Origin of the sequence: Allobosea sp. NPDC003192 (assembly GCF_050275675.1) — a bacterium.
Classification (GTDB): domain Bacteria; phylum Pseudomonadota; class Alphaproteobacteria; order Rhizobiales; family Beijerinckiaceae; genus Allobosea.
The window spans coordinates 21392-41014 of record NZ_JBNNPK010000028.1; the positions used below are offsets into that span (position 1 = coordinate 21392).

The 19623-nt window shown below is 67.5% G+C and carries 21 protein-coding genes; 9 read left to right on the forward strand and 12 right to left on the reverse strand.

Translation table 11 applies throughout. The features are described from left to right. Positions 1–29: 29 nt before the first annotated feature. From ACQKLX_RS27150 to ACQKLX_RS27160, 3 genes are all read left to right on the forward strand, one after another. Positions 30–374 (forward strand): winged helix-turn-helix transcriptional regulator, encoded by a 345-nt coding sequence (locus tag ACQKLX_RS27150; RefSeq protein ID WP_427364677.1) that lies wholly within the window; start codon positions 30–32, stop codon positions 372–374. A gap of 213 nt (positions 375–587) precedes the next feature. Next, positions 588–2666, forward strand: coding sequence for an elongation factor G (locus ACQKLX_RS27155; protein WP_427364678.1), 2079 nt, complete (start codon positions 588–590; stop codon positions 2664–2666). A 345-nt stretch (positions 2667–3011) separates the two neighbouring features. Further along, positions 3012–4730 carry an AMP-binding protein gene (locus ACQKLX_RS27160; RefSeq protein WP_427364679.1) on the forward strand — a complete coding sequence of 573 codons (1719 nt, stop codon included), beginning with the start codon at positions 3012–3014 and terminating at the stop codon, positions 4728–4730. A gap of 88 nt (positions 4731–4818) precedes the next feature. On the opposite strand, the gene ACQKLX_RS27165 is transcribed toward ACQKLX_RS27160, so the two are convergent. From ACQKLX_RS27165 to dapF, 3 genes are all read right to left on the reverse strand, one after another. Continuing rightward, positions 4819–5388 (reverse strand): hypothetical protein, encoded by a 570-nt coding sequence (locus tag ACQKLX_RS27165; protein WP_427364680.1) that lies wholly within the window; start codon positions 5386–5388, stop codon positions 4819–4821. Between the two features lie 74 nt (positions 5389–5462). Next, positions 5463–6740, reverse strand: coding sequence for a tRNA (N(6)-L-threonylcarbamoyladenosine(37)-C(2))-methylthiotransferase MtaB (mtaB, locus tag ACQKLX_RS27170; protein WP_427364681.1), 1278 nt, complete (start codon positions 6738–6740; stop codon positions 5463–5465). Beyond that, positions 6740–7624 carry a diaminopimelate epimerase gene (gene dapF / locus ACQKLX_RS27175; RefSeq protein ID WP_427364682.1) on the reverse strand — a complete coding sequence of 295 codons (885 nt, stop codon included), beginning with the start codon at positions 7622–7624 and terminating at the stop codon, positions 6740–6742. Before dapF ends, mtaB begins: the two co-directional genes overlap by 1 nt. Positions 7625–7765: 141 nt before the next feature. Here dapF and ACQKLX_RS27180 point away from each other — a divergent pair, with 141 nt between their 5' ends. Further along, complete coding sequence (locus tag ACQKLX_RS27180) at positions 7766–8644, forward strand: GyrI-like domain-containing protein (RefSeq protein WP_427364683.1); 879 nt, start codon at positions 7766–7768, stop codon at positions 8642–8644. A gap of 135 nt (positions 8645–8779) precedes the next feature. Here the strand turns inward: ACQKLX_RS27180 and ACQKLX_RS27185 are convergent, their stop codons facing one another. From ACQKLX_RS27185 to ACQKLX_RS27210, 6 genes are all read right to left on the reverse strand, one after another. Next, complete coding sequence (locus ACQKLX_RS27185) at positions 8780–9859, reverse strand: MBL fold metallo-hydrolase (RefSeq protein WP_427364684.1); 1080 nt, start codon at positions 9857–9859, stop codon at positions 8780–8782. A 53-nt stretch (positions 9860–9912) separates the two neighbouring features. Further along, on the reverse strand, positions 9913–10512 hold the full coding sequence (locus ACQKLX_RS27190) for a class I SAM-dependent methyltransferase (protein ID WP_427364685.1): 600 nt from the start codon (positions 10510–10512) through the stop codon (positions 9913–9915). An 11-nt stretch (positions 10513–10523) separates the two neighbouring features. After that, positions 10524–11150, reverse strand: coding sequence for a LysE family translocator (locus ACQKLX_RS27195; RefSeq protein ID WP_427364686.1), 627 nt, complete (start codon positions 11148–11150; stop codon positions 10524–10526). Between the two features lie 100 nt (positions 11151–11250). Beyond that, positions 11251–11676: a hypothetical protein gene (locus ACQKLX_RS27200; protein WP_427364687.1), complete on the reverse strand. Its 426-nt coding sequence runs from the start codon at positions 11674–11676 to the stop codon at positions 11251–11253. 65 nt (positions 11677–11741) lie between these two features. Beyond that, positions 11742–12329, reverse strand: coding sequence for a CAP domain-containing protein (locus tag ACQKLX_RS27205; RefSeq protein WP_427364688.1), 588 nt, complete (start codon positions 12327–12329; stop codon positions 11742–11744). Between the two features lie 112 nt (positions 12330–12441). Further along, positions 12442–12855, reverse strand: coding sequence for a hypothetical protein (locus ACQKLX_RS27210; RefSeq protein WP_427364689.1), 414 nt, complete (start codon positions 12853–12855; stop codon positions 12442–12444). A 266-nt stretch (positions 12856–13121) separates the two neighbouring features. On the opposite strand from ACQKLX_RS27210, the gene ffh reads away from it, so the two are divergent. The 5 genes from ffh to trmD all read left to right on the forward strand — a co-directional run bounded on the left by ffh (position 13122) and on the right by trmD (position 17090). Beyond that, a complete protein-coding gene (gene ffh / locus ACQKLX_RS27215; protein WP_427364690.1) occupies positions 13122–14690 on the forward strand; it encodes a signal recognition particle protein in 1569 nt (522 codons plus the stop codon). Positions 14691–14720: 30 nt separating this feature from the next. Further along, positions 14721–15083, forward strand: coding sequence for a 30S ribosomal protein S16 (rpsP, locus tag ACQKLX_RS27220; RefSeq protein WP_137884236.1), 363 nt, complete (start codon positions 14721–14723; stop codon positions 15081–15083). A gap of 101 nt (positions 15084–15184) precedes the next feature. Next, complete coding sequence (gene rimM / locus ACQKLX_RS27225) at positions 15185–15706, forward strand: ribosome maturation factor RimM (RefSeq protein ID WP_427364691.1); 522 nt, start codon at positions 15185–15187, stop codon at positions 15704–15706. Further along, a complete protein-coding gene (locus ACQKLX_RS27230; RefSeq protein WP_427364692.1) occupies positions 15696–16367 on the forward strand; it encodes an HAD family hydrolase in 672 nt (223 codons plus the stop codon). The genes rimM and ACQKLX_RS27230 overlap by 11 nt, the downstream gene beginning before the upstream one ends. Positions 16368–16370: 3 nt before the next feature. Continuing rightward, positions 16371–17090 carry a tRNA (guanosine(37)-N1)-methyltransferase TrmD gene (trmD, locus tag ACQKLX_RS27235; RefSeq protein ID WP_427364693.1) on the forward strand — a complete coding sequence of 240 codons (720 nt, stop codon included), beginning with the start codon at positions 16371–16373 and terminating at the stop codon, positions 17088–17090. Positions 17091–17190: 100 nt separating this feature from the next. Here the strand turns inward: trmD and ACQKLX_RS27240 are convergent, their stop codons facing one another. The 3 genes from ACQKLX_RS27240 to ACQKLX_RS27250 form a co-directional block, all read right to left on the reverse strand. Continuing rightward, on the reverse strand, positions 17191–17613 hold the full coding sequence (locus tag ACQKLX_RS27240) for a rhodanese-like domain-containing protein (protein ID WP_427364694.1): 423 nt from the start codon (positions 17611–17613) through the stop codon (positions 17191–17193). Positions 17614–17687: 74 nt separating this feature from the next. Beyond that, positions 17688–18287: a sugar O-acetyltransferase gene (locus tag ACQKLX_RS27245; RefSeq protein ID WP_427364695.1), complete on the reverse strand. Its 600-nt coding sequence runs from the start codon at positions 18285–18287 to the stop codon at positions 17688–17690. Positions 18288–18336: 49 nt separating this feature from the next. Beyond that, positions 18337–19539: a pyridoxal phosphate-dependent aminotransferase gene (locus ACQKLX_RS27250; RefSeq protein WP_427364696.1), complete on the reverse strand. Its 1203-nt coding sequence runs from the start codon at positions 19537–19539 to the stop codon at positions 18337–18339. Positions 19540–19623 lie beyond the last annotated feature (84 nt).

Here is a 19623-nt window from a genome sequence, read left to right on the forward strand (position 1 = left end):
CACAATTTTTATACTTACTTGGAGCTGCCATGCGCCCCTCGCTGAAGGACATCCCCTATGTCTGGTGCCCGGTGGAGGCGACGATCGACGTGATCGGCGGCAAGTGGAAAGCGCTGATCCTGTTCCAGCTGACGCAGGGACCACGCCGCTTCAATGCGCTGCGCCGGCTCCTGCCGCATGTGACGCAGCGGATGATGACCCTGCAGCTGCGGGCGCTTGAAGAGGACGGCATCATCTCCCGCAGCGTGCAGGAGACGGTGCCGCCCAAGGTCGAATATGCGCTGACCGAGCAAGGTTGGGCGCTCGCGCCGATCTTCGAGGCGATGGCGCAATGGGGCGAGGCACATGGCCTGCGCAGGTCAGAGCCGGCCTGAGCCTGTGGGCAATATTCCGCTTGCGCCGGTCCCGGAACGGCGCGAACCTGCCCCTCGACATCCCTCTTCGACGGCCGCCCGACCCTGTCGGGCCGGAGCGACCGCCGCCCCGCCGGCGTGGGCGCTCCGTTTCAGTTCCCGCCGGTCAATCGCTGCATCGGACTCAAGCCTTGAAGGCCGTCGTCCGCGCGGCCAGACCCGAAGGAGGACGACATGGCTGCGACTTCCGGCAATGGAGGAAACCCGTCCGGCGTCAGAGGCAGGGGGCCGCGATGCATCGCGCTCGTCGGCCCCTTCCAGAGCGGCAAGACCAGCCTGTTCGAGAGCATTCTGGAGCGTTGCGGTGCCGTCTCGCGTGCCGGCTCCGTCAAGACGAAGAACAGCGTCGGCGACGCTTCGCCAGAGGCGCGTTCGCATCAGATGAGCACCGAGCCCAATGTCGCCAGCGTCGACTTCATGGGCGAACGCTACACCTTCATCGACTGCCCGGGTTCGGTCGAGTTCCTCCAGGAGATGCGCCATGTCCTGCCGGTGGTCGACGCCGCGGTGGTGGTCTGCGAGGCTGATGACCGCAAGGCGCCAGCGCTGGAGCTCGTGCTGCGCGAGCTCGAGGAGGCCGACATCCCGCGCTTCCTCTTCCTCAACAAGATCGATTCCGCCTCGCGGCGCGTGCGCGAGACGCTCGGATTGCTGCAGCGCGCCTCGCGTACCCCACTGCTGCTCCGGCAGATTCCGATCTGGCAGGGCGGCATCGCCGTCGGCTTCATCGACCTCGCCCTGGAGCGCGCCTTCATCTATCGCGAGCATGCCCCGAGCGAGGTCGTGCCGCTGGCGCCTGAAGAGGTCGAGCGCGAGCGCGACGCGAGATTCTCGATGCTGGAGAAGCTCGCCGATTACGACGACGAATTGATGGAAGGCCTGCTCGGCGACATCGAGCCGCCGCGGGACCTCGTCTTCGACGACCTCGCGCGCGAGCTCAAGGAACGCCATGTCGTCCCGGTGCTGATCGGCGCGGCCGAGCGCGGCAACGGCGTTACCCGTTTGCTCAAGGCGCTGCGGCACGAGGCGCCGCCCCTGGAGGTGACGCGCGGTCGGATCGGCGTCGTCGACAGCGGCGCGCCGCTCGCTCTGGTGCTGAAGACCTGGCAGTCCGGCCAGGGCGGCAAGCTCTCTCTGGCCCGCGTGCTGCGCGGGCGGATGGCGGAAGGCGATGTGATCACCTCGTCCGGCGGGGTCGAGGCGCGTATAGCCGGCGTGCTCGAGCTCAAGGGCTCCGAGCAGCAGCGCCGTCCGGCGGCGGAGGAGGGTGAGACCGTCGCCTTCGCCCGGCTCGAAGGGGTACGTACCGGCGACGCAATCGCGGTCGGCAAGATCCGGCCCGATATCGTCAGTGCCGTCGCGCCGCCCGAGCCGGTCCATGCGCTCTCGGTCGGCGTCAAGGATCGCAAGGACGATGTCAGGCTCACCACCGGCCTCGCCAAGCTGATCGAGGAGGATCCGGCGCTCGCGCTCGAGCATCGTGCCGAGTTCGGCGAGATGCGCCTGTCCGGCCAGGGCGAGATGCACTTGCGCGTCGCGCTCGAACGGCTCGCCGGCCGCTATGGCGTCAATGTCGACAGCGGTGCGACGCAGATCGGCTATCGCGAGACCTTGCGCGGCAAGGCCAGCGCCCGCGGCCGGCACCGCAAGCAGAGCGGCGGCCATGGCCAGTTCGGCGATGTCGTACTGGAGATCGCTCCGCTCCAGCGTGGCGAAGGCATCCGCTTCGTCGACCGCATCACCGGCGGCGTCGTGCCCAAGCAGTACATCTCCTCGGTCGAGGCCGGCGTACGCGACTATTGCCAGCGCGGGCCACTCGGTTTCCCGCTGGTCGATATCGAGGTGACGCTGACGGACGGCTCCTACCACACGGTCGATTCCTCCGACATGGCCTTCCGCCAGGCGGCCCGGATCGCGATGGGCGAGGCCTGCCCGCAGGCCAGGCCCGTGCTGCTGGAGCCGATTCTGGCGGTCGAGATCGTCATTCCTTCGGATGCGATGTCGCGGGCCTCGGCGATCGTCTCGGCGCGGCGAGGCCAGATACTCGGCTACGATGCGCGGCCCGGCTGGCGCGGCTGGGACCAGATCAACGCGCTGATGCCCGAGGCCGAGATGGGCGGTCTGATCGTCGAATTGCGCTCGGCGACGGCCGGTGTCGGCTCCTTCAGCGCCCGCTTCGACCATCTCGCCGAGCTCGCCGGCAAGCCGGCCGATGCGGTGGTCGCGGCGCAGGCGATGGCACAGGCGCGCTAGAGCTTGCACGGCAAGTCGCCGCACAAGCAGCTTATAGACTTTAGTCTATGAACTAAAAGGGTAAGGGCAGATTCGCCGGTCAGCTTGTCTCGATCTGACCGGATTCGCCTCTGCCTGTGGTGCGGTGCCTTGCCTGCGATCCGGCGCGACGTTTGGCGCCGGCTGTTGCAGCGAGAAGGTTTATATGTAAACTTTCTAGCGGCGGGTGCTTGCGCCCGCCGCTAGGCTTGCGCAGTGTAGCGCCAGACAATCATAAGGTGCGGAACGTGACCGGCGGGCAGCCGAGCGTCCGCCGCGCGGTGCTCACGCCCGGCAACAGGGCAGGCCGCAGAGGGGAGGATGAGGATGACGGCTCTTTCCGCGGTTCAGGCGACATCGGATACGCGTCCCTGGCTGGCGCATTATCCGCCGGCCGTGCCGCCGGTGATCGATGATACCGGGGTCGGCACGCTGGCCGATCTGATCCGCAACGCCTGCGAGACCTATCCCGATCGTCAGGCCTTCGAGAGTTTCGGTAAGTCGATCACCTTCGCCGAGGTCGGGCGCGCGGCGCGTGCCTTCGCTGGCTGGCTGCAGGCGCAGGGCTTCGAGAAGGGCGATCGCATCGCGCTGATGATGCCGAACATCCTGGCCAATCCGGCGACGATCTTCGGCACGCTGCTCGGCGGCTTCACCGTGGTCAACGTCAATCCGCTCTACACCGCCCGCGAGCTCACGCATCAGCTCAACGATTCCGGCGCACGCGCGCTGGTGGTGATCGAGAATTTCGCCCATGTCGTCGAGGAGGCGCGGCCCAATATCAAGCTCGACGCCATCGTCGTCGCTACCGCCGGCGACCTGATGGGTTTCAAGGGGGCGATCGTCAATTTCGTCGCCCGCAAGATCAAGAAAGTGGTCAAGCCCTACAACCTGCCGGGCGCGGTGCCGTTGAAATCGATCTTCGCCGCGCCGTCGCAGATGATCCCGGTCGCAATCGTGCCCGAGGACATCGCCTTCCTGCAATACACCGGCGGCACCACCGGCGTCGCCAAGGGCGCGACCCTGACCCATCGCAACGTTGCTTCCAATGTCGCGCAATGTGCGCTCTGGCTCGGCTGGGAGCTCGAGGCGCCGCATGGCCGCGACGACTATCAGCACGTCATGGTGACGGCGCTGCCGCTCTACCACATCTTCGCCCTGACCTGCTGCTGCATGTTCATGCTGCGCATCGGCGCCAAGAGCCTGCTGATCGCCAATCCGCGCGACATCGCCGGTTTCGTCAAGATACTGAAGGGGAGCCGGTTCACGCTCTTCTCCGGCGTCAATACGCTCTACAACGCGCTCGCCAGCCATCCCGAGATCAAGGATGTGAACTTCTCGGAGCTGCGCTTCGCGATCGCCGGGGGCATGGCGACGCAGGCTGCCGTCGCCAAGCGCTGGAAGGAAGTCACGGGACGGCCGATCATCGAGGGCTACGGCCTGTCGGAGACCTCGCCGGTCGCATCGGTCAACCGCACCGACATCACCGAGTTCACCGGCACGATCGGCTATCCGCTGCCGTCGACCGACTTCGCCATCCGGGACGCCGAGGGCAACGACATGCCGGCCGGCCAGCCCGGTGAGATCTGCATTCGCGGGCCGCAAGTGATGGCCGGCTACTGGAACCGGCCGGACGAGACCGCCAAGGTGATGACGGCGGACGGCTATTTCCGTTCCGGCGACGTCGGCGTCCTCCTGCCGGACGGACAGGTCAAGGTCGTCGACCGGATGAAGGACATGGTCCTGGTCTCCGGCTTCAACGTCTATCCGAACGAGGTCGAGGATGTGCTCGCCAAGCATCCCGGCGTGCTCGAATCGGCGGTGATCGGCTTGCCGGACGAGCATTCCGGCGAGGCGGTCACAGCCTTCGTGGTCAAGCGCGATCCGGCCGTCACGGCCGAGGAGCTGCGCGCCTTCTGCAAGGAGAACCTCACCGGCTACAAGGTGCCCAGGCAGATCATCTTCCGCGAGGCCCTGCCGAAGACCAATGTCGGCAAGGTGCTGCGCAGGGCGCTGCGCGAGGAGATCGCCGCGCAGACGGGCTGAGTCCGTTCTGGCTTCAGTGACCTCATATCGAGGACACCGTGCGAGCGGCCGTCTCGAAGAAAAAGGGCTCCGATCTCGCCGAAGGCTCTTATTCCGGAGCGTGAATCGTCGCGCGCAGCGCCTTGAACTGTGGCAGCGCAGCGGCGAGGCTGGCCTGGTCGGTGGCGCAGATCAGCGCCGTGCGGCCCTTGGCCGTCTCGAGGGTCGAGGTGAACATGCGCACGTTCTGCGCGTTCGGCCCGGCCTTGGGCGTCACGATCAGCTCGACGCCGGCGAAACCCTGGTGCTCGAACAGCTTCAAGTCGGAGACGGTGCCGATCGTCTCGAACATCTCGCGATAGAGCTGCTGCCATTCGGGCTTGGCCATCTGCTCGTTGATCGCCTCGCGGGTCAGCTGGGCGTTCTGGGTCGCGCTCTTGAAGCCGAGCGTGCAGAGCTGGCCGGCGGCATTGACCGCCTTGGGGGCGCCCGTCTTCGAGCTGATGTCGATGGTCACCTCGAATTGCGGATGTGCCTTGCCTGCCTCCGCCTTGAAGCCGGCGGGCGGCGAGACCGACAGGCCGCTGGCTGAATCGCCATAGGACTGCGCGGCGGCGCCTCCGGCGAACAGGGTGACGGCGAGGGCGGCGGACAGGCGAAGCGATCTGGTCATGGTCACGGGCTAATTCCGGATTGCGACGGTAACGAGACGGGCGAATTGCTGCGGCTATTGGGCCGGCATGGGCCGATCGGTCAAGCCGCCAGCAGGGATTTGCCGGCCTGGGCATGGGCCGTCACCGGCAGGATCTGGCCGGGTTCGATGCTGCGACCGAAGCGCACAAGGGTGAAATCCTCGGCCCGGCCGGTGTCGCCGCGCTCGGTCAAAACGGAGAGCGTCCGGCCGATGCGGGCTGCGAGATGCCCGGCATGCGCCGCTTCCGCCGCCTCGCGCAGGCGAGCCGCCCGCTCCTTGATCTCGCCACCAGCGACCTGCGGCATGCGGGCTGCCGGCGTGCCTGGCCGCGCCGAGAACGGGAAGCCGTGGACATAGGACAGGCCGCACTCCTCGATCAGGGCGAGCGTGCGGGAGAACATCGACTCGTCCTCGGTCGGGAAGCCGGCGATCAGGTCGGCCCCGAAGACGAGATCGGGACGCAAGCTCCGCATCTCGGCGCAGAAATCCACCGCCTGCGTGCGGCTATGCCGGCGTTTCATCCGCTTCAGGACGAGGTCGTCGCCCGATTGCAGCGACAGATGCAGATGCGGCATCAGTCGTGGTTCTTCGGCGATCAGGGCGCGTAGATCATCGTCGACCTCGACCGCGTCGAGCGAGGAAAGGCGCAAACGCTTCAGCTCGGGTAATGCGGCGAGGATCGTGCCGACGAGTGCACCGAGCGTCGGGCCGTCGGATCGCTCCCGGCCATAGCTCGTCAGATCGACCCCGGTCAGCACGATCTCGCTGGCGCCGTCCGCGACGAGGCGACGCGCCTGCACCACGACCTCATCGACCTCGGCCGAGCGGGCATTGCCGCGTCCGAGCGGGATGACGCAGAAGGTGCAGCGATGGTCGCAGCCGTTCTGCACCTGCAGGAAGCCACGCGTGTGCAGGCCGAGCGCCTGCGTGCGGTGAGGGGTAGCATCGCGCGCCTGCATGATGTCGCCGACGGCGATCTTGGCGGTCGAATCGTCGTTCCTATCCGTGGCCCGCAGGCTGTTGGAGCTTGCAAGCGTCCGCCAGCTCGCCGCGTCGAGCTTCTCGGCATTGCCGAACACCCGCGCCACCTCCGGCATGGCGGCGAAGCGTGCCGGTTCGATCTGCGCGGCGCAGCCGGTCACCACGATCGGGCGCTCCGGCTGCTCGCGCGCGAGGCGGCGGATCGCCTGGCCGGCCTGGCGCACGGCTTCGGCGGTCACTGCGCAGGTATTGATCACCGCGATGTCGGCGAGGCCGGCGGCGCGCGCCTGCCGCTCGATCGTCTCGCTCTCGACGAGGTTGAGCCGACAGCCGAAGGTGACGAGCTCGACGCCCATCAGGCGACGGCGGCGAAGAGCCCGGGCTCCAGCACGCCGTCCCAGTCGAGCGCGGCCGGCCCGGTCATCAGCACATGGCCATCGCTCTCGCGCCACTCGATGACGAGGTCGCCGCCGGGCAGGCTGACGGTGGCCTTGCGATTTGACAGCTCGCGGCGCACCGCCGCGACCAGTGCCGCGCAGGCGCCGGAACCACAGGCGCGGGTGATGCCGGCGCCGCGCTCCCAGACCCGCAGCACGATATGGTCCGGCGCCTTGACCGCAGCGAGGCCGATATTGGCGCGATCCGGGAAGATCGGATGGTTCTCCAGCAGCGGTCCGATCTGCTCGAGGTTGAAGCGATAGGGATCGTCGACGAAGAAGACGGCGTGTGGATTGCCCATGCTGACGGCACAGGGCGTATGCAGGATCGGATCGTCGATCGGCCCGATCTGCAGTTCGAAGCGGCTGGTGTCCTCGAACGGCTCGGCCAGCGGAATCTCGTCCCAGGCTAGGCGCGGCGCACCCATGTCGACGGTGAAGACGGCGTCCGACAGGCGCGCAACCGGCAGAAGTCCCGCCTTGGTCTGCAAGAGGAGTCCGTCGCGGCCGGCTTGTCCCATCTCGGGGTCGGCGGTCATCGCCCAGGCGACGCAGCGCGTGCCGTTGCCGCAGGCGCCGGCTTCCGAGCCATCGGTGTTGTAGATGCGGACATAGGCGTCGATGCCCGCCGCCTTAGCGTCGTGCAGAACCATGAGCTGGTCGAAGCGGGTGCGCTCCTGGCTCGCGATCGCGCGCGCCTCGGCTTCGGTGACGAGATGCTTTGTCCCGCGCAGGTCGAGCACGGTGATCTCGTTGCCGAGTCCGTTCATCTTGAGGAACCGGCGATTGGCGAGGGCGTTCATATGGTCACACGTCGTTGATGATGCGGGTATATGAGCCTGACGCCGAAAAATTGCCACCCTTCGCGATCTTCCTGCCGTAACGCGATCGTCGTAGCTTGCGGCTCGGCGCGAATCGGTCGTGTCAGCTCGGGATGTTCGGGTATGCGGCAGTCGAGATTCAGCGCGCTTCTCCTTGTGCTTGCCTTTGCCTATCCGGCCGCCGCGCAGACGCGTGTTGCGCCGCCGACGGCCGTGGAGAGCACGCCGCTTGCCGCACCGCCCGGAGCGGCGACGCCGGCACAGAATGCGCAGCCCGCTCAGCAAGCCCCGACCCAGAGCCAGGCCGCTCCGTCGGCTCCGGTCGAGCCGCAGCCCGTGCAGCCGCCGCCGGCTCCGCAGGGGCAGGTCGTGCCGCAGCCGGTCCAACCAGCGCCCGCACCTCAGACGCCGGTCGAGCCGCAGCCCGTCCAGCCGCCACCGACCTTGCCCAATCCGCAGCCGGCGCCGCCCGTGCAGCAACAGCAGACCGGCGTCCCGAACCCGAATGCGACGCTTGCCGGCAAGCAGGGCGACCCTTCGGATGTCGACGAGATCCAGCTGGTCGCCAAGCCGGTTCTGCTGCTTGCCGGTCAGGCGAGTTGGGATCAGGGCTTCCAGAAGCTCTCGGAGGCGATCGCGCTGCTGCGGGCTGAGGCCGACAAGGCCGGGCTCAAGGTTGCCGGCCGGCCGCTCAGCCTGTTCGTCGAGACCGACGACAACGGTTTCAAGTTCGAGGCGATGCTGCCGGTAGACAGGGCGGCAGACGCCGGAAAGCCGCTCGCGTCTGGCGTGCGCAACGGCCAGTCGCCGGCCGGGCGCTCGCTGCGCTTCGTCCACACTGCGCCCTATGACGATATCGACTCGACCTATGAGACGATCACCGCCTATCTCGAGGCCAAGAATGTCGTCGTGAAGGACGCCTTCCTCGAGGAATATGTCAGCGATCTCAAGGATCCCGCCGATCCGAACCTCGAGATCAATGTCTACGTCCAGCCGAAATAGGTAATCCTACTCCTGACCAAACTTGGTCATCCCGGACGGAGCGCCGCGGAGGTCCGGGATTCATTCCTGAGCGTTTCCGAAAGAGGTTCCGGAATGGGTCTCGGGTCTCCCTCCGGTCGCCCGGGAAGACTGAGGTTAAACTGGCTCAGGTGAACCTCGCGCCTCCCAGACAAGCCCCGGGCGCATCGGTCGGAAGCGCTCTTCGGGCACCTCCGCCTTCGCCAGTGCGACCTTCAGCGCCTCGGGCGGGCGACTCACGCCTTCGTCAGTGAGCTGGAAGGTGCCCCAATGGTGGCCGAGCGCCTGCTCGGCCCGCAGCGAGCGCATCACCGCGACCGCCTCTTCCGGATTCATGTGGTTGTCGCTCATGAACCAGCGCGGTTCATAGGCGCCGATCGGCAGGGCCGCCAAGCGGAACGGGCCATGTTCCTGGCCGAGCCGCTCATAGAGCGAACCGTCATGATAGCCGGTGTCGCCGATATGGAAGAGCTTGCCCGCCGGCGTCTCGATCACGAAGGAGCACCACAGCGCCATGCGCCGGTCGAAGGCGCCGCGGGCCGACCAGTGATAGCTCGGCACCAATGTGGTCGAGACCTTGTCCGACAGGTCCAGCCGTGTGTTCCAGTCATGGGCCTCGGCCTGGATGCTTGCCTCGCGCGATTTGACGATCACGTCGTTGCCGAGCGGCATGATCATGCGCGGATTGTCGCGTGCATGCACCAGCGCCAGCGTCTCGACGTCGAGATGATCGTAGTGGTTGTGGGTGACCAGCACGACATCGATCTTCGGCAGGTCGGTGAAGGCGACGCCCGGCGCATTCACTCGCTTCGGTCCGAAGAAGGAGAACGGGCTGGCGCGCTCGGAGAAGACGGGGTCGATCAGGATATTGAGGCCGGCGACCTGGTAGAGGAACGATGCGTGGCCGAGATGGACCACGCGCAGGCCCTCGACGCGCGCCGGCGGCTTGTCCTGAGGCGGCGCCTCGTATTGCGCCGGGAAGACCTCGCGCTCGCGCTTCGAGAACTGCCAGCGCAGCACGTCGGTCAGCCCCTTGGTGACAGGCCGGCCGTCGCTGAAGATCACCCCGTTGAAATGATCGCTGACCGGACCCTGGTAATAGGGATTGCGTGAGCGCGCATACGAAGCCCAGGCGAGCCCAGTCGAGCTGAGCAAAGCGGGGATGCCGAGGAGGCGCAGGAGTTTGCGGCGTGTCATGGCATCGAGAAGTTGGGTGCGGATCGCGCGGCGTCAAGGCTGCGCCTTTCGCTTCAAGACAACTTGATCGCCGTAGCATGGAGCCAGCGCGTCGGCTCCTGGTCGTAGCCGCCGCCAAGATCCTCTTGGATGTCGAGGCTGCTCCAGCGAGCTTCGCCGTAGGCAGATCGCAGCCAGTCGGCGTCCGGATAATTGTAGTAGCGGCCGAAGCGGTCGCGCCCTTCCGCCTCGCCGGCCTTGAAGCTGGCATAGAAGGCCCCGCCCGGCCGCAGCGCCCGGTGTACTTTGGCGAGGATGCCGGGCAGGGCCGGGCGCGGCACATGCAGCAGGCAGGCATTGGCCCAGATCCCGTCGAAGGCCGCCTCGGCCACGAGGTCCTCGAACAGCAGTACCGAGACCGGCCGACCGAGCCGCTTTTGTGCCTCTGCGGCGAGCTCGGGCGAGCCGTCGGTCGGCGTGACGTCGAGGCCGAGCGCGAGCAGGGCTTGGCTGTCCTGCCCGCCGCCGCAGCCGAGTTCGAGCACTTTGCTGCCGGTGGGGAGCAACCCGGCGAAGCGCTGCAACCGCGCCTCGCCGAGCCTGCGCGCCCGTCCTGCGTAGACCTCGGCCTCGGCGGCATAGAAGCCGAGCGTGTCCGCGTCGCGTTCGTTCACTTGCAAGACTTTCAGTTGCTGCCCGAGCGCACTGCGACGGTCGCGATACCCGCACCGATCAGCAGTGTGCCGCCGGCCTTGTTGAACAGGCCGATCGCCCGGGGATTGCCGACGAGGGTGCGGGCGCGCGAGGCGATCAGCGCGTAGCCAAAGGCGTTGGCGAAGGCGAGGGTGATGAAGGTCGCCTCGAAGACCAGCATCTGCGTCCAGAAGTCGGCCTTCGGGTCGAGGAACTGCGGCAGGAAGGCGACGAAGAAGGTGATGCTCTTCGGGTTCAACGCCGTCACCAGCCAGGCGTGGCCGAGCATCTTCAGCGCCGAGCTCGCGTCCCGGCGCGGCTCGGCATCGAGGCTGCCGCCGGCGCGGAAGAGCTTGACGCCGAGATAGATGAGATAGGCGGCGCCCGCCCATTTCAGCACGGTGAAGATCGTCGCCGAAGTCGCCAGTAGCGCGCCGACGCCGAGCATGGACAAGGTCATCGCGGTGAAGTCGCCGAGCGCGACGCCGACCGCCATCGGCAGGGCGGTGCGCCAGCCCTGGCCGAGCGCATAGGAGATCACCAGGAGGATGGTCGGCCCGGGAATGACGAGCAGAACGGCGGTGGCCGCGGCAAAGGCGGCCCAGGCTTCGAAGGTCATGATGTGAAGGCTCCGCTAAAGACCAGAGCCATCACCAGAGCGGGGCGCTTGTAAAGGGGAAAGTTGGCGGCGCTCGGCGCACCGCCATTGTCGGGTCGCGTCAGCGGCCGGCGCCGTTGATGATGCGGCAGAAGGCGGTACGAATATAGGCTTCGTCCGAGACCTGGCCGGACTGGAGCTGGTAGAAGATCTCGACGATGGCGCCGTTTCCGGCCTTGCGCGCGGTTCCCTGAAGGCGCTGCAGCCGGCCCGAGCCAGCGCCGTCCTTGAAGCCCGTCACGGTCCCTTCCTCCTGGTCGACTGTGACGTTCGAAAATCCCTCCGCGGCCATGCCGCGCTTCAGCCCGTTGAGCGCCTTGGCCGGAGCGGCCTTGACGATGCCGGAGGCGCGATAATTGATCCCGGTCAGGAAGGGCTCGCCGCCTGCCGCGAAGGTCTTCTCGCAGCTCTGGGCGAAGGCGCCTGTCGCGCCGGTGAGCGTCAGCAGCAGCGCAACGATGCCGGCGCGGGTCATGTTCGTCTTCATCGTTCTCAATCCCATCTCGAATCGGCGGCGCCGACGGCGGTGCGCTTGTCGAGGTCTGTGCCGGTTTAGAGCGGAGGGCCCCAGCGGAAGGTTGTCGTCCCGCCGCCACGCACCGGCACCAGCGGCCCGGCCGACATCTCGCGCCGCTTTTCCGGATCGCCGGCCAGCACCAGCGTCCACCAGGCGCCGTAGCGGGTCTGCGGATTCTTCGCGAGCGCGATGCCGATGCGCGTCGCCTGCGGCATGGAGAGATTGGCCTCGTGGCCGGACGACTTCTTCCAGCCGTCGAAGGCTTCTTGCGTCGAGTAATAGCCGGCGCCGAGATTTTCCGCGGCGCGCACCGTGTCGAGGCCGGCGGCGTTGACGCGGGAATTGAAGCTGCCGGCTGCACTGTGGGAGAGGTCGTCGCTGGCCGCCATCGCATCGGACTGGCGCTGGGCCATCGCGGTGAGCGTCGAATCGAGCCGGACGGGACCGAGGCCCTTGCCGGCGCGGTAGGCGTTGAGGATGCGCACCGCCTCGGCCGGGTCGGCCTTCACGGCGGCGAGGCGCTCTTGCTTGCGCGGGCTGGGCGTTACGGTTTCGCGCTGTGCTCCGGCACAGCCGGCCAGAAACAGGGCGATCAGGAGGGCTGCGCCCGAATGCGTCTTCATCTATGCGGAATCCCGGTCACGTCGCCGTCAGGTGGTGAAGCTGCCTAATGGCGTATTCTGGCGGGATTGTCGCGGCGCCTGCTTGAGGCGAGGCGCCGCATCTTCGGCCCGGTCAGCCCTGCGCGCCGGAGATCACGCGGCAGAGTGCATCGCGAACGTAACCTTCGGGAGCGACCTGGCCCTGCTGGACGACGAAGACCGCGTCGACCCGCGTGCCGCTGCCGCTCTTGCGCGCAGTGATGCGAAGATGCTGCGGCCGGCCGGAGCCGGAGGTCTCCTGGATGGCCAGCACCGAGCTCGTGGCGTTGTCGATACGCATGTCGGCGAAGCCTTCGGCCGAGACGGCGGCGCCGAGGTCCTTCAGCACCCGCGCCGGTGCACGCTTTTGCACCATGTCCCAGGTCTTGTAGGTCAGGCCGGTCAGCATCGGCGTGCCGACCACCGAGAAATTGCCTTCGCAGGACTGGGCCTGCGCCTGGGTGAGGCCGAGCGCGAACAGCGCGGCGGCGAGAACCGGAAGCTTCATGTCATCTCCGTGATGAGGATCGCGCGAGGCTGGCGTAGCCGCCTGTTGCGTGCTTCAGCTTGACTTTCGCCGCATTTGTCCGCTTTAACGCGCGCATTCGTTTCGCCGACATCGCCGAAACCTCATCCGCCGACCGGGCCGCTCGCTGAGCTGCCATGAGCCCGGAGGTCAACGCCCGACAGCGCGTCTGCGCCCTCGGGCGCGAAACCGTTTGGCGGATGACCCACGCGATGTCGGCTTCTTGAGGCCAGGCAAAGCAGGACCGCATGTTCGGCACGCTGAGCGAGAAACTTTCCGGCATCCTCTCGGGCCTGACCCGCAGGGGCGCGCTGACCGAAGACGACGTCAACGCCGCGCTGCGCGAGGTGCGCCGGGCGCTGCTCGAGGCCGACGTCGCGCTCGAAGTCGTCCGCAGCTTCACCGACAAGGTGCGCGAGCGCGCCGTCGGCGCCGAGGTGCTGAAGTCGGTCACGCCCGGCCAGCAGGTCATCAAGATCGTCAACGACGTGCTGATCGACACGCTCGGCGGCGAGGGCGAGGGCATCACCTTCGACGCCGTGCCGCCGGTGCCGATCCTGATGGTGGGTCTGCAGGGTTCGGGCAAGACCACCTCGACGGCCAAGATCGCCAGACGGCTGACCGACCGGGACAAGAAGAAGGTCCTGATGGCCTCGCTCGATACGCGCCGCCCGGCCGCGATGGAGCAGCTCGCCATCCTCGGCAAGCAGGTCGGCGTCGAGACGCTGCCGATCGTCGTCGGCCAGAGCGCCGTGCAGATCGCGCGCCGCGCGGTCGAGGCCGGCAAGCTCGGCGGCTATGACGTCATCATGCTCGACACCGCCGGCCGCGTCACGCTCGACGAGGCGCTGATGGCCGAGGTCGCCGAGGTCAAGGCGGCGACCAATCCGCATGAAGTCCTGCTCGTCGCCGACGCGCTGACCGGCCAGGACGCGGTCAACACCGCCCGCGCCTTCGACGGCCGCGTCGGCCTCACCGGCATCGTGCTGACCCGCATGGACGGCGACGGCCGCGGCGGCGCCGCGCTCTCGATGCGCGCTGTCACCGGCAAGCCGATCAAGCTCGTCGGCACCGGCGAGAAGACCGACGCGCTCGAAGACTTCCACCCCTCGCGCGTCGCCAATCGCATCCTCGGCATGGGCGACATCGTCGGCCTGGTCGAGAAGGCGGCAGCCACCGTCGACGCCGACAAGGCGCAGGCTCTGGCGCAGCGCCTCGCCAAGGGCAATTTCGACCTCGGCGACCTGCGCACCCAGCTCCAGCAGATGGAGAAGATGGGCGGCCTCGGCGGGCTGATGGGCATGCTGCCCGGCATGGCGCAGATGAAGAACCAGATCGCCAACGCCAAGATGGACGACAAGGTCATCGCCCGGCAGATCGCGATCATCAATTCGATGACGGCGGCCGAGCGCAAGAACCCCGATCTGCTCAAGAACAGCCGCAAGAAGCGTATCGCCGCCGGCTCCGGCACCTCGCCCGAGGCGATCAACAAGCTGCTCAAGATGCACCGCCAGATGGCGGACATGATGAAGCAGATGGCCCGCCAGAAGGGCGGCATGCTCGGCAAGCTCGGCAGCATGTTCGGTCTCGGCGGCGGTGGCATGCCGGCCGGCATGCCCGACCCCTCGAAGATGGATCCCGCCCAGCTCGCCGAACTGCAGAAGCAGCTCGGCGCCGGCGGCGGCCTGCCTTCGCTGCCTCCGGGCGGCTTCCCCGGTCTGCCCAAGGGCGTCACCCCGCCCGCCGGCATGATGCCGAAATTGCCCGGCCTCGGCGGTCTGCCGGGCCTCGGCAACAACCCGTTCAAGAAGAAGTAGTTTTACCGCTCAACCCAAAGGAAGAAGACCATGTCCCTCAAGATCCGCCTGACCCGTGGCGGCGCCAAGAAGCGCCCGTACTACCGCATCGTCGTCGCCGACGCCCGCTCGCCGCGCGATGGCCGCTTCATCGAGAAGATCGGCGCCTATGACCCGATGAAGGCCAAGGATTCTCCCGAGCGCGTTGTCCTGGATCTGGAAAAAGCCAAGGCCTGGCTCGCCAAGGGCGCCCAGCCGACCGACCGCGTCCTGCGCTTCCTCGACGCCGCCGGCGTGCTGAAGCGTGCGGCCCGCAACAACCCGAACAAGGCTGTTCCCGGCGACAAGGCCAAGGAGCGCGCCGAGAAGAAGGCCGAGAAGGCCGCCGCCCCGGCCGAAGCCGCGGCTGAGTGAGCTTTCGATGTTCAGGGCGTCATTCCCGGGCGAAGCGCAGCGGAGACCCGGGAATCTCCGGCAGGAGATGCTCGGGTCAAGCCCGAGCATGACGCACTGACATGAGCGACGATCTCGTCCTGCTCGGTATCGTCGGCGCGCCGCATGGCGTGCGCGGCGAGGTCCGGATCAAGACCTTCACGGCCGATCCGCTGGCGCTCGCCGAGTATGGCCCGCTCGTCGACGAGAAGGGCCGGCGCTTCGAGATCGCCGATATCAGGCCTGCCAAGGAAGTGGTCGTCGCCCGGCTCAAGGGCGTGACCAGCCGCGAAGCGGCCGAGTTGCTGAATGGGGTGAAGCTCCATATCGAGCGCTCGCGCTTGCCCGTGCCCGAGGACGAGGACGAGTTCCTGCAGGCCGATCTCGTCGGCTGTAGCGTCATCGGCCCGGATGGCGCCATCCTCGGCACCGTCACCGCCGTCGCCAATTACGGCGCCGGCGATCTCATCGACATCGAGACGCCGGATGGCCGCTCGGTGCTGATGCCTTTCACCAAGGCCTATGCGCCGCGCATCGACATCGCGGCCAAGCGCATCGAGGCCCTGCCTCCGGCCGGCCTGTTCGAGGATGACGATGCAGCCTGAGACGCCGGCCAAGGCGCTGATCTTCGACATGGACGGCACCATCGTCGACAATATGCGCTACCACGACGACGCTTGGGAAAGCTGGTACCGCAAGCACGGCCTACCCTTCGAGCGCGCGACCTTCTCGGTGCGCACGGCCGGCATGGCGATCGCCGAGATTATCGGCCCGCACTTTCCCGGCGCCGACGCGGCCGAACTCCAACGGCTCGGCGAGGAGAAGGAAGGGCTCTATCGCGACACTTACGGTCCGCTCGTTGCGCCGGTCGCCGGCCTCGTCGACCTGCTCGACCGGGCGCGTGCGCAGGCCGTGCCCATGGCTGTCGGGACGGCGGCGCCTCCGCCGAATATCGCGCTCATTCTCGACACGCTTTCGCTGCGCGAGCGCTTCGCCACCATCGTCTCGCCGAGCCAGGGCTTTCGCGGCAAGCCGCATCCCGACATGTTCCTCGCGGCCGCCGAGCGCATGGGCGTCGCGCCGGCCGATTGCATCGTCTTCGAGGATGCGCCGAACGGCGTCGAGGCGGCCCGCCGCGCCGGCATGCGCGCAGTCGCGGTGCTGACCATGCTGCCGGCGCAGGCCTTCGCCGCCTTCGACAACGTCATCGCCAGTGTCGATGACTATGCGGCGCTGGACGGCAATCCGGCGCTGCGCTTTGCTTGACCGATGGCATTCCGCGCCTCGGTTCTGACCCTCTATCCCGAGATGTTTCCCGGCCCGCTCGGCGCTTCGCTGGCGGGCGAAGGCTTGCGCAGCGGGCTCTGGTCGCTGGAGACGCACCAGATCCGCGAGCATGGCATCGGCCGGCATCGCAATGTCGACGACACGCCCGCCGGCGGTGGCGCCGGCATGGTGCTGCGTTGCGACGTGCTGGCGACGGCGATCGATGCGGCGGTTCCGGCTGACGATACCCGGCCGCGCCTCTTGATGTCGCCGCGCGGCCGGCCGCTCAGCCAGCGCATGGTGCGGGACTATGTCGCCGGCGAGGGCGTCGTCATCGTCTGCGGCCGCTTCGAGGGTGTCGACGAGCGGGTGATCGAGGGGCGTGGCCTGACCGAGGTTTCGGTCGGCGATTACATCCTCTCCGGCGGCGAGATGGCCGCCATGGTGCTGCTCGACGCCTGCGTGCGCCTGATCCCCGGCGTGATGGGCAAGGAAGCCTCCGGCGCCGAGGAGAGCTTCGAGAACGGCCTGCTCGAATACCCGCATTACACCCGCCCGCGCGAATGGGAGGGCAGGGGCCTGCCCGAGGCGCTGCTGTCGGGCGATCACGCTCGCATCGCGAGATGGCGGCGCGAGCAGGCGGAGCAGATCACGCGGGAGCGCCGGCCGGATCTCTTGAACCCTTCTCCCCTCGGGGGAGAAGGTGGCAGCGCGAAGCGCTGACGGATGAGGGCAGGATAGGCTCGTCTGGTCCTTGTCTCACCCTGTCGTACCGCCCTCATCCCCTGCCGGACCTTCTCCCCCGAGGGGAGAAGGAAGCGCGTCATGGGTAGCTCGTCACCGGCAAGCCTTCCGCCAGCCAGCCCTTGTCCTTGGGATTGCCGAGCAGCCCGCCGCGAACGTCGACCAGCTCCTTCCAGCCGCGGGCCGCGAGGGTCTTCTGCAAGGTCGAGGTTCGGTTGCCGGTCCGGCAGATCAGCGCGATCGGCTTGCCGGGATGGTCGAGCTTCAATGCGGCGAGCCTGACCTCGAAGGCGCTGCCGGTCATGTCGAGCTTGATCGCGCCCTCCGGCACGCCGGTATCGGCCCATTCCTCGGGCGTGCGGATGTCGACGAGGACGAGCTTGCCGGCCTTGGCCGCCTCATGTGCCTCGCGGACCGAGAGCGAGGGCGCGGTGGTCTGCGCATTGGCAGCGACTGGCAGCACGCAGATGGAGGCAAGGAGCAGCAGCGCGCGACGGTTCATATCAAGGCGCTACCCGAACAGGTCGATGGCGGCAACTCACGAAACCAGGATCGGAACTGCGTCCGGCTCGCCGCTCAGGGGCGCGTCGAGCGAAACCCAGTCTTGTCCGCTTCGGTGATCTCGCGCAGCACCTTGCACGGGACGCCGGCCGCGATGACACCAGCGGGAACATCGCGCGTCACGACGCTGCCGGCGCCGATGATGGCGTCGTCGCCGATCGTGACGCCCTGGTTGATCTGGACGCCGCCGCCGATCCAGACGCGGTTGCCGATCGTCACCGGCCTGGCATAGCAGCCGCCCGCGACGCGCTCGGCCGGGTCGATGGCGTGATTGGCGGTGTAGATGCCGACGCGCGGGCCGAGCAGGACGTTGTCACCGATGGTGATCTGCGCCCCATCCAGCATGACGCAGTCGAAATTGGCATAGAAGCTACGGCCGATGCTGATGTTGAAGCCGAATTCGCAGCGGAAATTCGGTTCGAAATGGGCGCCGGGGCCGACCTCGCGCAGGACGGCACGCAGCAGCGCCTCGCGCTCCGCCTGCGGCTGGCCGAGGCTGCGGTTATAGGCGTCGGTCAGGACGACGGCCCGCGCCCGCGCTGAGATCAGCTCGGGCGTCAGGTCGTCATACATGCGTCCCGACAGCATCAGGGCGCGCTGGTCTTCGAGTGTCATCACAGGTCAGGACGAGGCCGGCAGCCGAGCCGCCGGCCTTTGTCCAATCTCAGCGGAGCTCGGCGCAGAAGCGCTGGATGCGGCGGCAGGCCTCTTCCAGCTTCTCGTCCGAGGTGGCGTAGGAGATGCGGAAGTTCGGGCCGAGGCCGAAGGAGGAGCCGTGCACGGCCGCGACCGCCTCGTTCTCCAGCAGGCCCATGACCAGATCCTCGTCGGTCTCGATCTTTTTGCCGTTCGGCAGGGTCTTGCCGATCAGTTCCGAGCAGTCCGGGTAGACGTAGAAGGCGCCTTCCGGCGTCGGGCACTTCAGGCCGCGGGTCTGGTTGAGCATGGAGACGACGAGGTCGCGGCGACGCTCGAACGCCTTCTTGAACACCGGGATGTGCTCCTGCGTGCCGTCGAGCGCCTCGACCGCGGCCCATTGCGAGATCGCCGAGGTGCCCGAGGTCTGCTGGCCCTGGACCAGGTCCATGGCGTTGATCAGGTGCTGCGGGCCGGCGGCGTAGCCGATGCGCCAGCCGGTCATGGCATAGGACTTCGAGACGCCGTTCATCGTCAGCGTCCGCTCGTACAGGCCGGGCTCGACCTGCGCCGGGGTGACGAACTTGAAGTCGCCATAGACCAGGTGCTCGTACATGTCGTCCGTGAGGATCCAGACATGCGGATGGCGCATCAGCACGTCGGTCAGCGCCTTCATCTCGGCATGCGTATAGGCGGCGCCCGACGGGTTCGACGGCGAGTTCAGGATCAGCCACTTGGTCTTCGGCGTGATCGCGGCCTCGAGGTCAGCCGGCTGGAGCTTGAAGTTGTTCTCGATCGTCGCCTCGCAGAAGGTCGGCGTACCCCCGCAGAGCGCGACCATCTCGGGATAGCTGACCCAATAGGGCGCGACGCAGATCACCTCGTCGCCCGGGTTCAGCGTGGCGAGCAGGGCGTTGTAGATGACATGCTTGCCGCCGGTGCCGACGATGGTCTGGCTGGCCTTGTAGTCGAGGCCGTTCTCGCGCTTCAGCTTGCGGGTGATCGCCTCGCGAAGCTGCGGAATGCCGGGGACCGGCGTGTACTTCGTTTCGCCGCGGCGGATGGCGGCGATCGCCGCCTCCTTGATATTGTCCGGCGTATCGAAATCGGGCTCGCCGACCGAGAGCGAGATCACGTCCTTGCCCTGCGCTTTCAGGTCGCGCGCCTTCTGCGTGATGGTGATGGTCGCAGACGGCTTCACGCGCTTCAGGGCGTCGGCAAGGAAAGCCATGGGTCCAGATCTCCGGGAGGGCAAAGACGCCCGTCGCGGGCGCGGGGCGTGGTTTAGGCTCCCGGGACGGGCACTGCAAGCGAC

Coding starts and splice junctions, on each gene's coding strand:
- dapF (WP_427364682.1), bottom strand. CDS start 7,624: ATGAACGCCCTCGCCAATCGCCGGTTCCTCAAGATGAACGGACTCGGC.
- ACQKLX_RS27185 (WP_427364684.1), bottom strand. CDS start 9,859: ATGACACGCCGCAAACTCCTGCGCCTCCTCGGCATCCCCGCTTTGCTC.
- ACQKLX_RS27245 (WP_427364695.1), bottom strand. CDS start 18,287: ATGACACTCGAAGACCAGCGCGCCCTGATGCTGTCGGGACGCATGTAT.
- ACQKLX_RS27180 (WP_427364683.1), top strand. CDS start 7,766: ATGCGGCAGTCGAGATTCAGCGCGCTTCTCCTTGTGCTTGCCTTTGCC.
- rimM (WP_427364691.1), top strand. CDS start 15,185: ATGAGCGACGATCTCGTCCTGCTCGGTATCGTCGGCGCGCCGCATGGC.
- rpsP (WP_137884236.1), top strand. CDS start 14,721: ATGTCCCTCAAGATCCGCCTGACCCGTGGCGGCGCCAAGAAGCGCCCG.
- ACQKLX_RS27230 (WP_427364692.1), top strand. CDS start 15,696: ATGCAGCCTGAGACGCCGGCCAAGGCGCTGATCTTCGACATGGACGGC.
- ACQKLX_RS27205 (WP_427364688.1), bottom strand. CDS start 12,329: ATGAAGACGCATTCGGGCGCAGCCCTCCTGATCGCCCTGTTTCTGGCC.
- ACQKLX_RS27155 (WP_427364678.1), top strand. CDS start 588: ATGGCTGCGACTTCCGGCAATGGAGGAAACCCGTCCGGCGTCAGAGGC.
- mtaB (WP_427364681.1), bottom strand. CDS start 6,740: ATGGGCGTCGAGCTCGTCACCTTCGGCTGTCGGCTCAACCTCGTCGAG.
- ACQKLX_RS27200 (WP_427364687.1), bottom strand. CDS start 11,676: ATGAAGACGAACATGACCCGCGCCGGCATCGTTGCGCTGCTGCTGACG.
- ACQKLX_RS27150 (WP_427364677.1), top strand. CDS start 30: ATGCGCCCCTCGCTGAAGGACATCCCCTATGTCTGGTGCCCGGTGGAG.
- ffh (WP_427364690.1), top strand. CDS start 13,122: ATGTTCGGCACGCTGAGCGAGAAACTTTCCGGCATCCTCTCGGGCCTG.
- ACQKLX_RS27210 (WP_427364689.1), bottom strand. CDS start 12,855: ATGAAGCTTCCGGTTCTCGCCGCCGCGCTGTTCGCGCTCGGCCTCACC.
- trmD (WP_427364693.1), top strand. CDS start 16,371: ATGGCATTCCGCGCCTCGGTTCTGACCCTCTATCCCGAGATGTTTCCC.
- ACQKLX_RS27240 (WP_427364694.1), bottom strand. CDS start 17,613: ATGAACCGTCGCGCGCTGCTGCTCCTTGCCTCCATCTGCGTGCTGCCA.
- ACQKLX_RS27195 (WP_427364686.1), bottom strand. CDS start 11,150: ATGACCTTCGAAGCCTGGGCCGCCTTTGCCGCGGCCACCGCCGTTCTG.
- ACQKLX_RS27250 (WP_427364696.1), bottom strand. CDS start 19,539: ATGGCTTTCCTTGCCGACGCCCTGAAGCGCGTGAAGCCGTCTGCGACC.
- ACQKLX_RS27160 (WP_427364679.1), top strand. CDS start 3,012: ATGACGGCTCTTTCCGCGGTTCAGGCGACATCGGATACGCGTCCCTGG.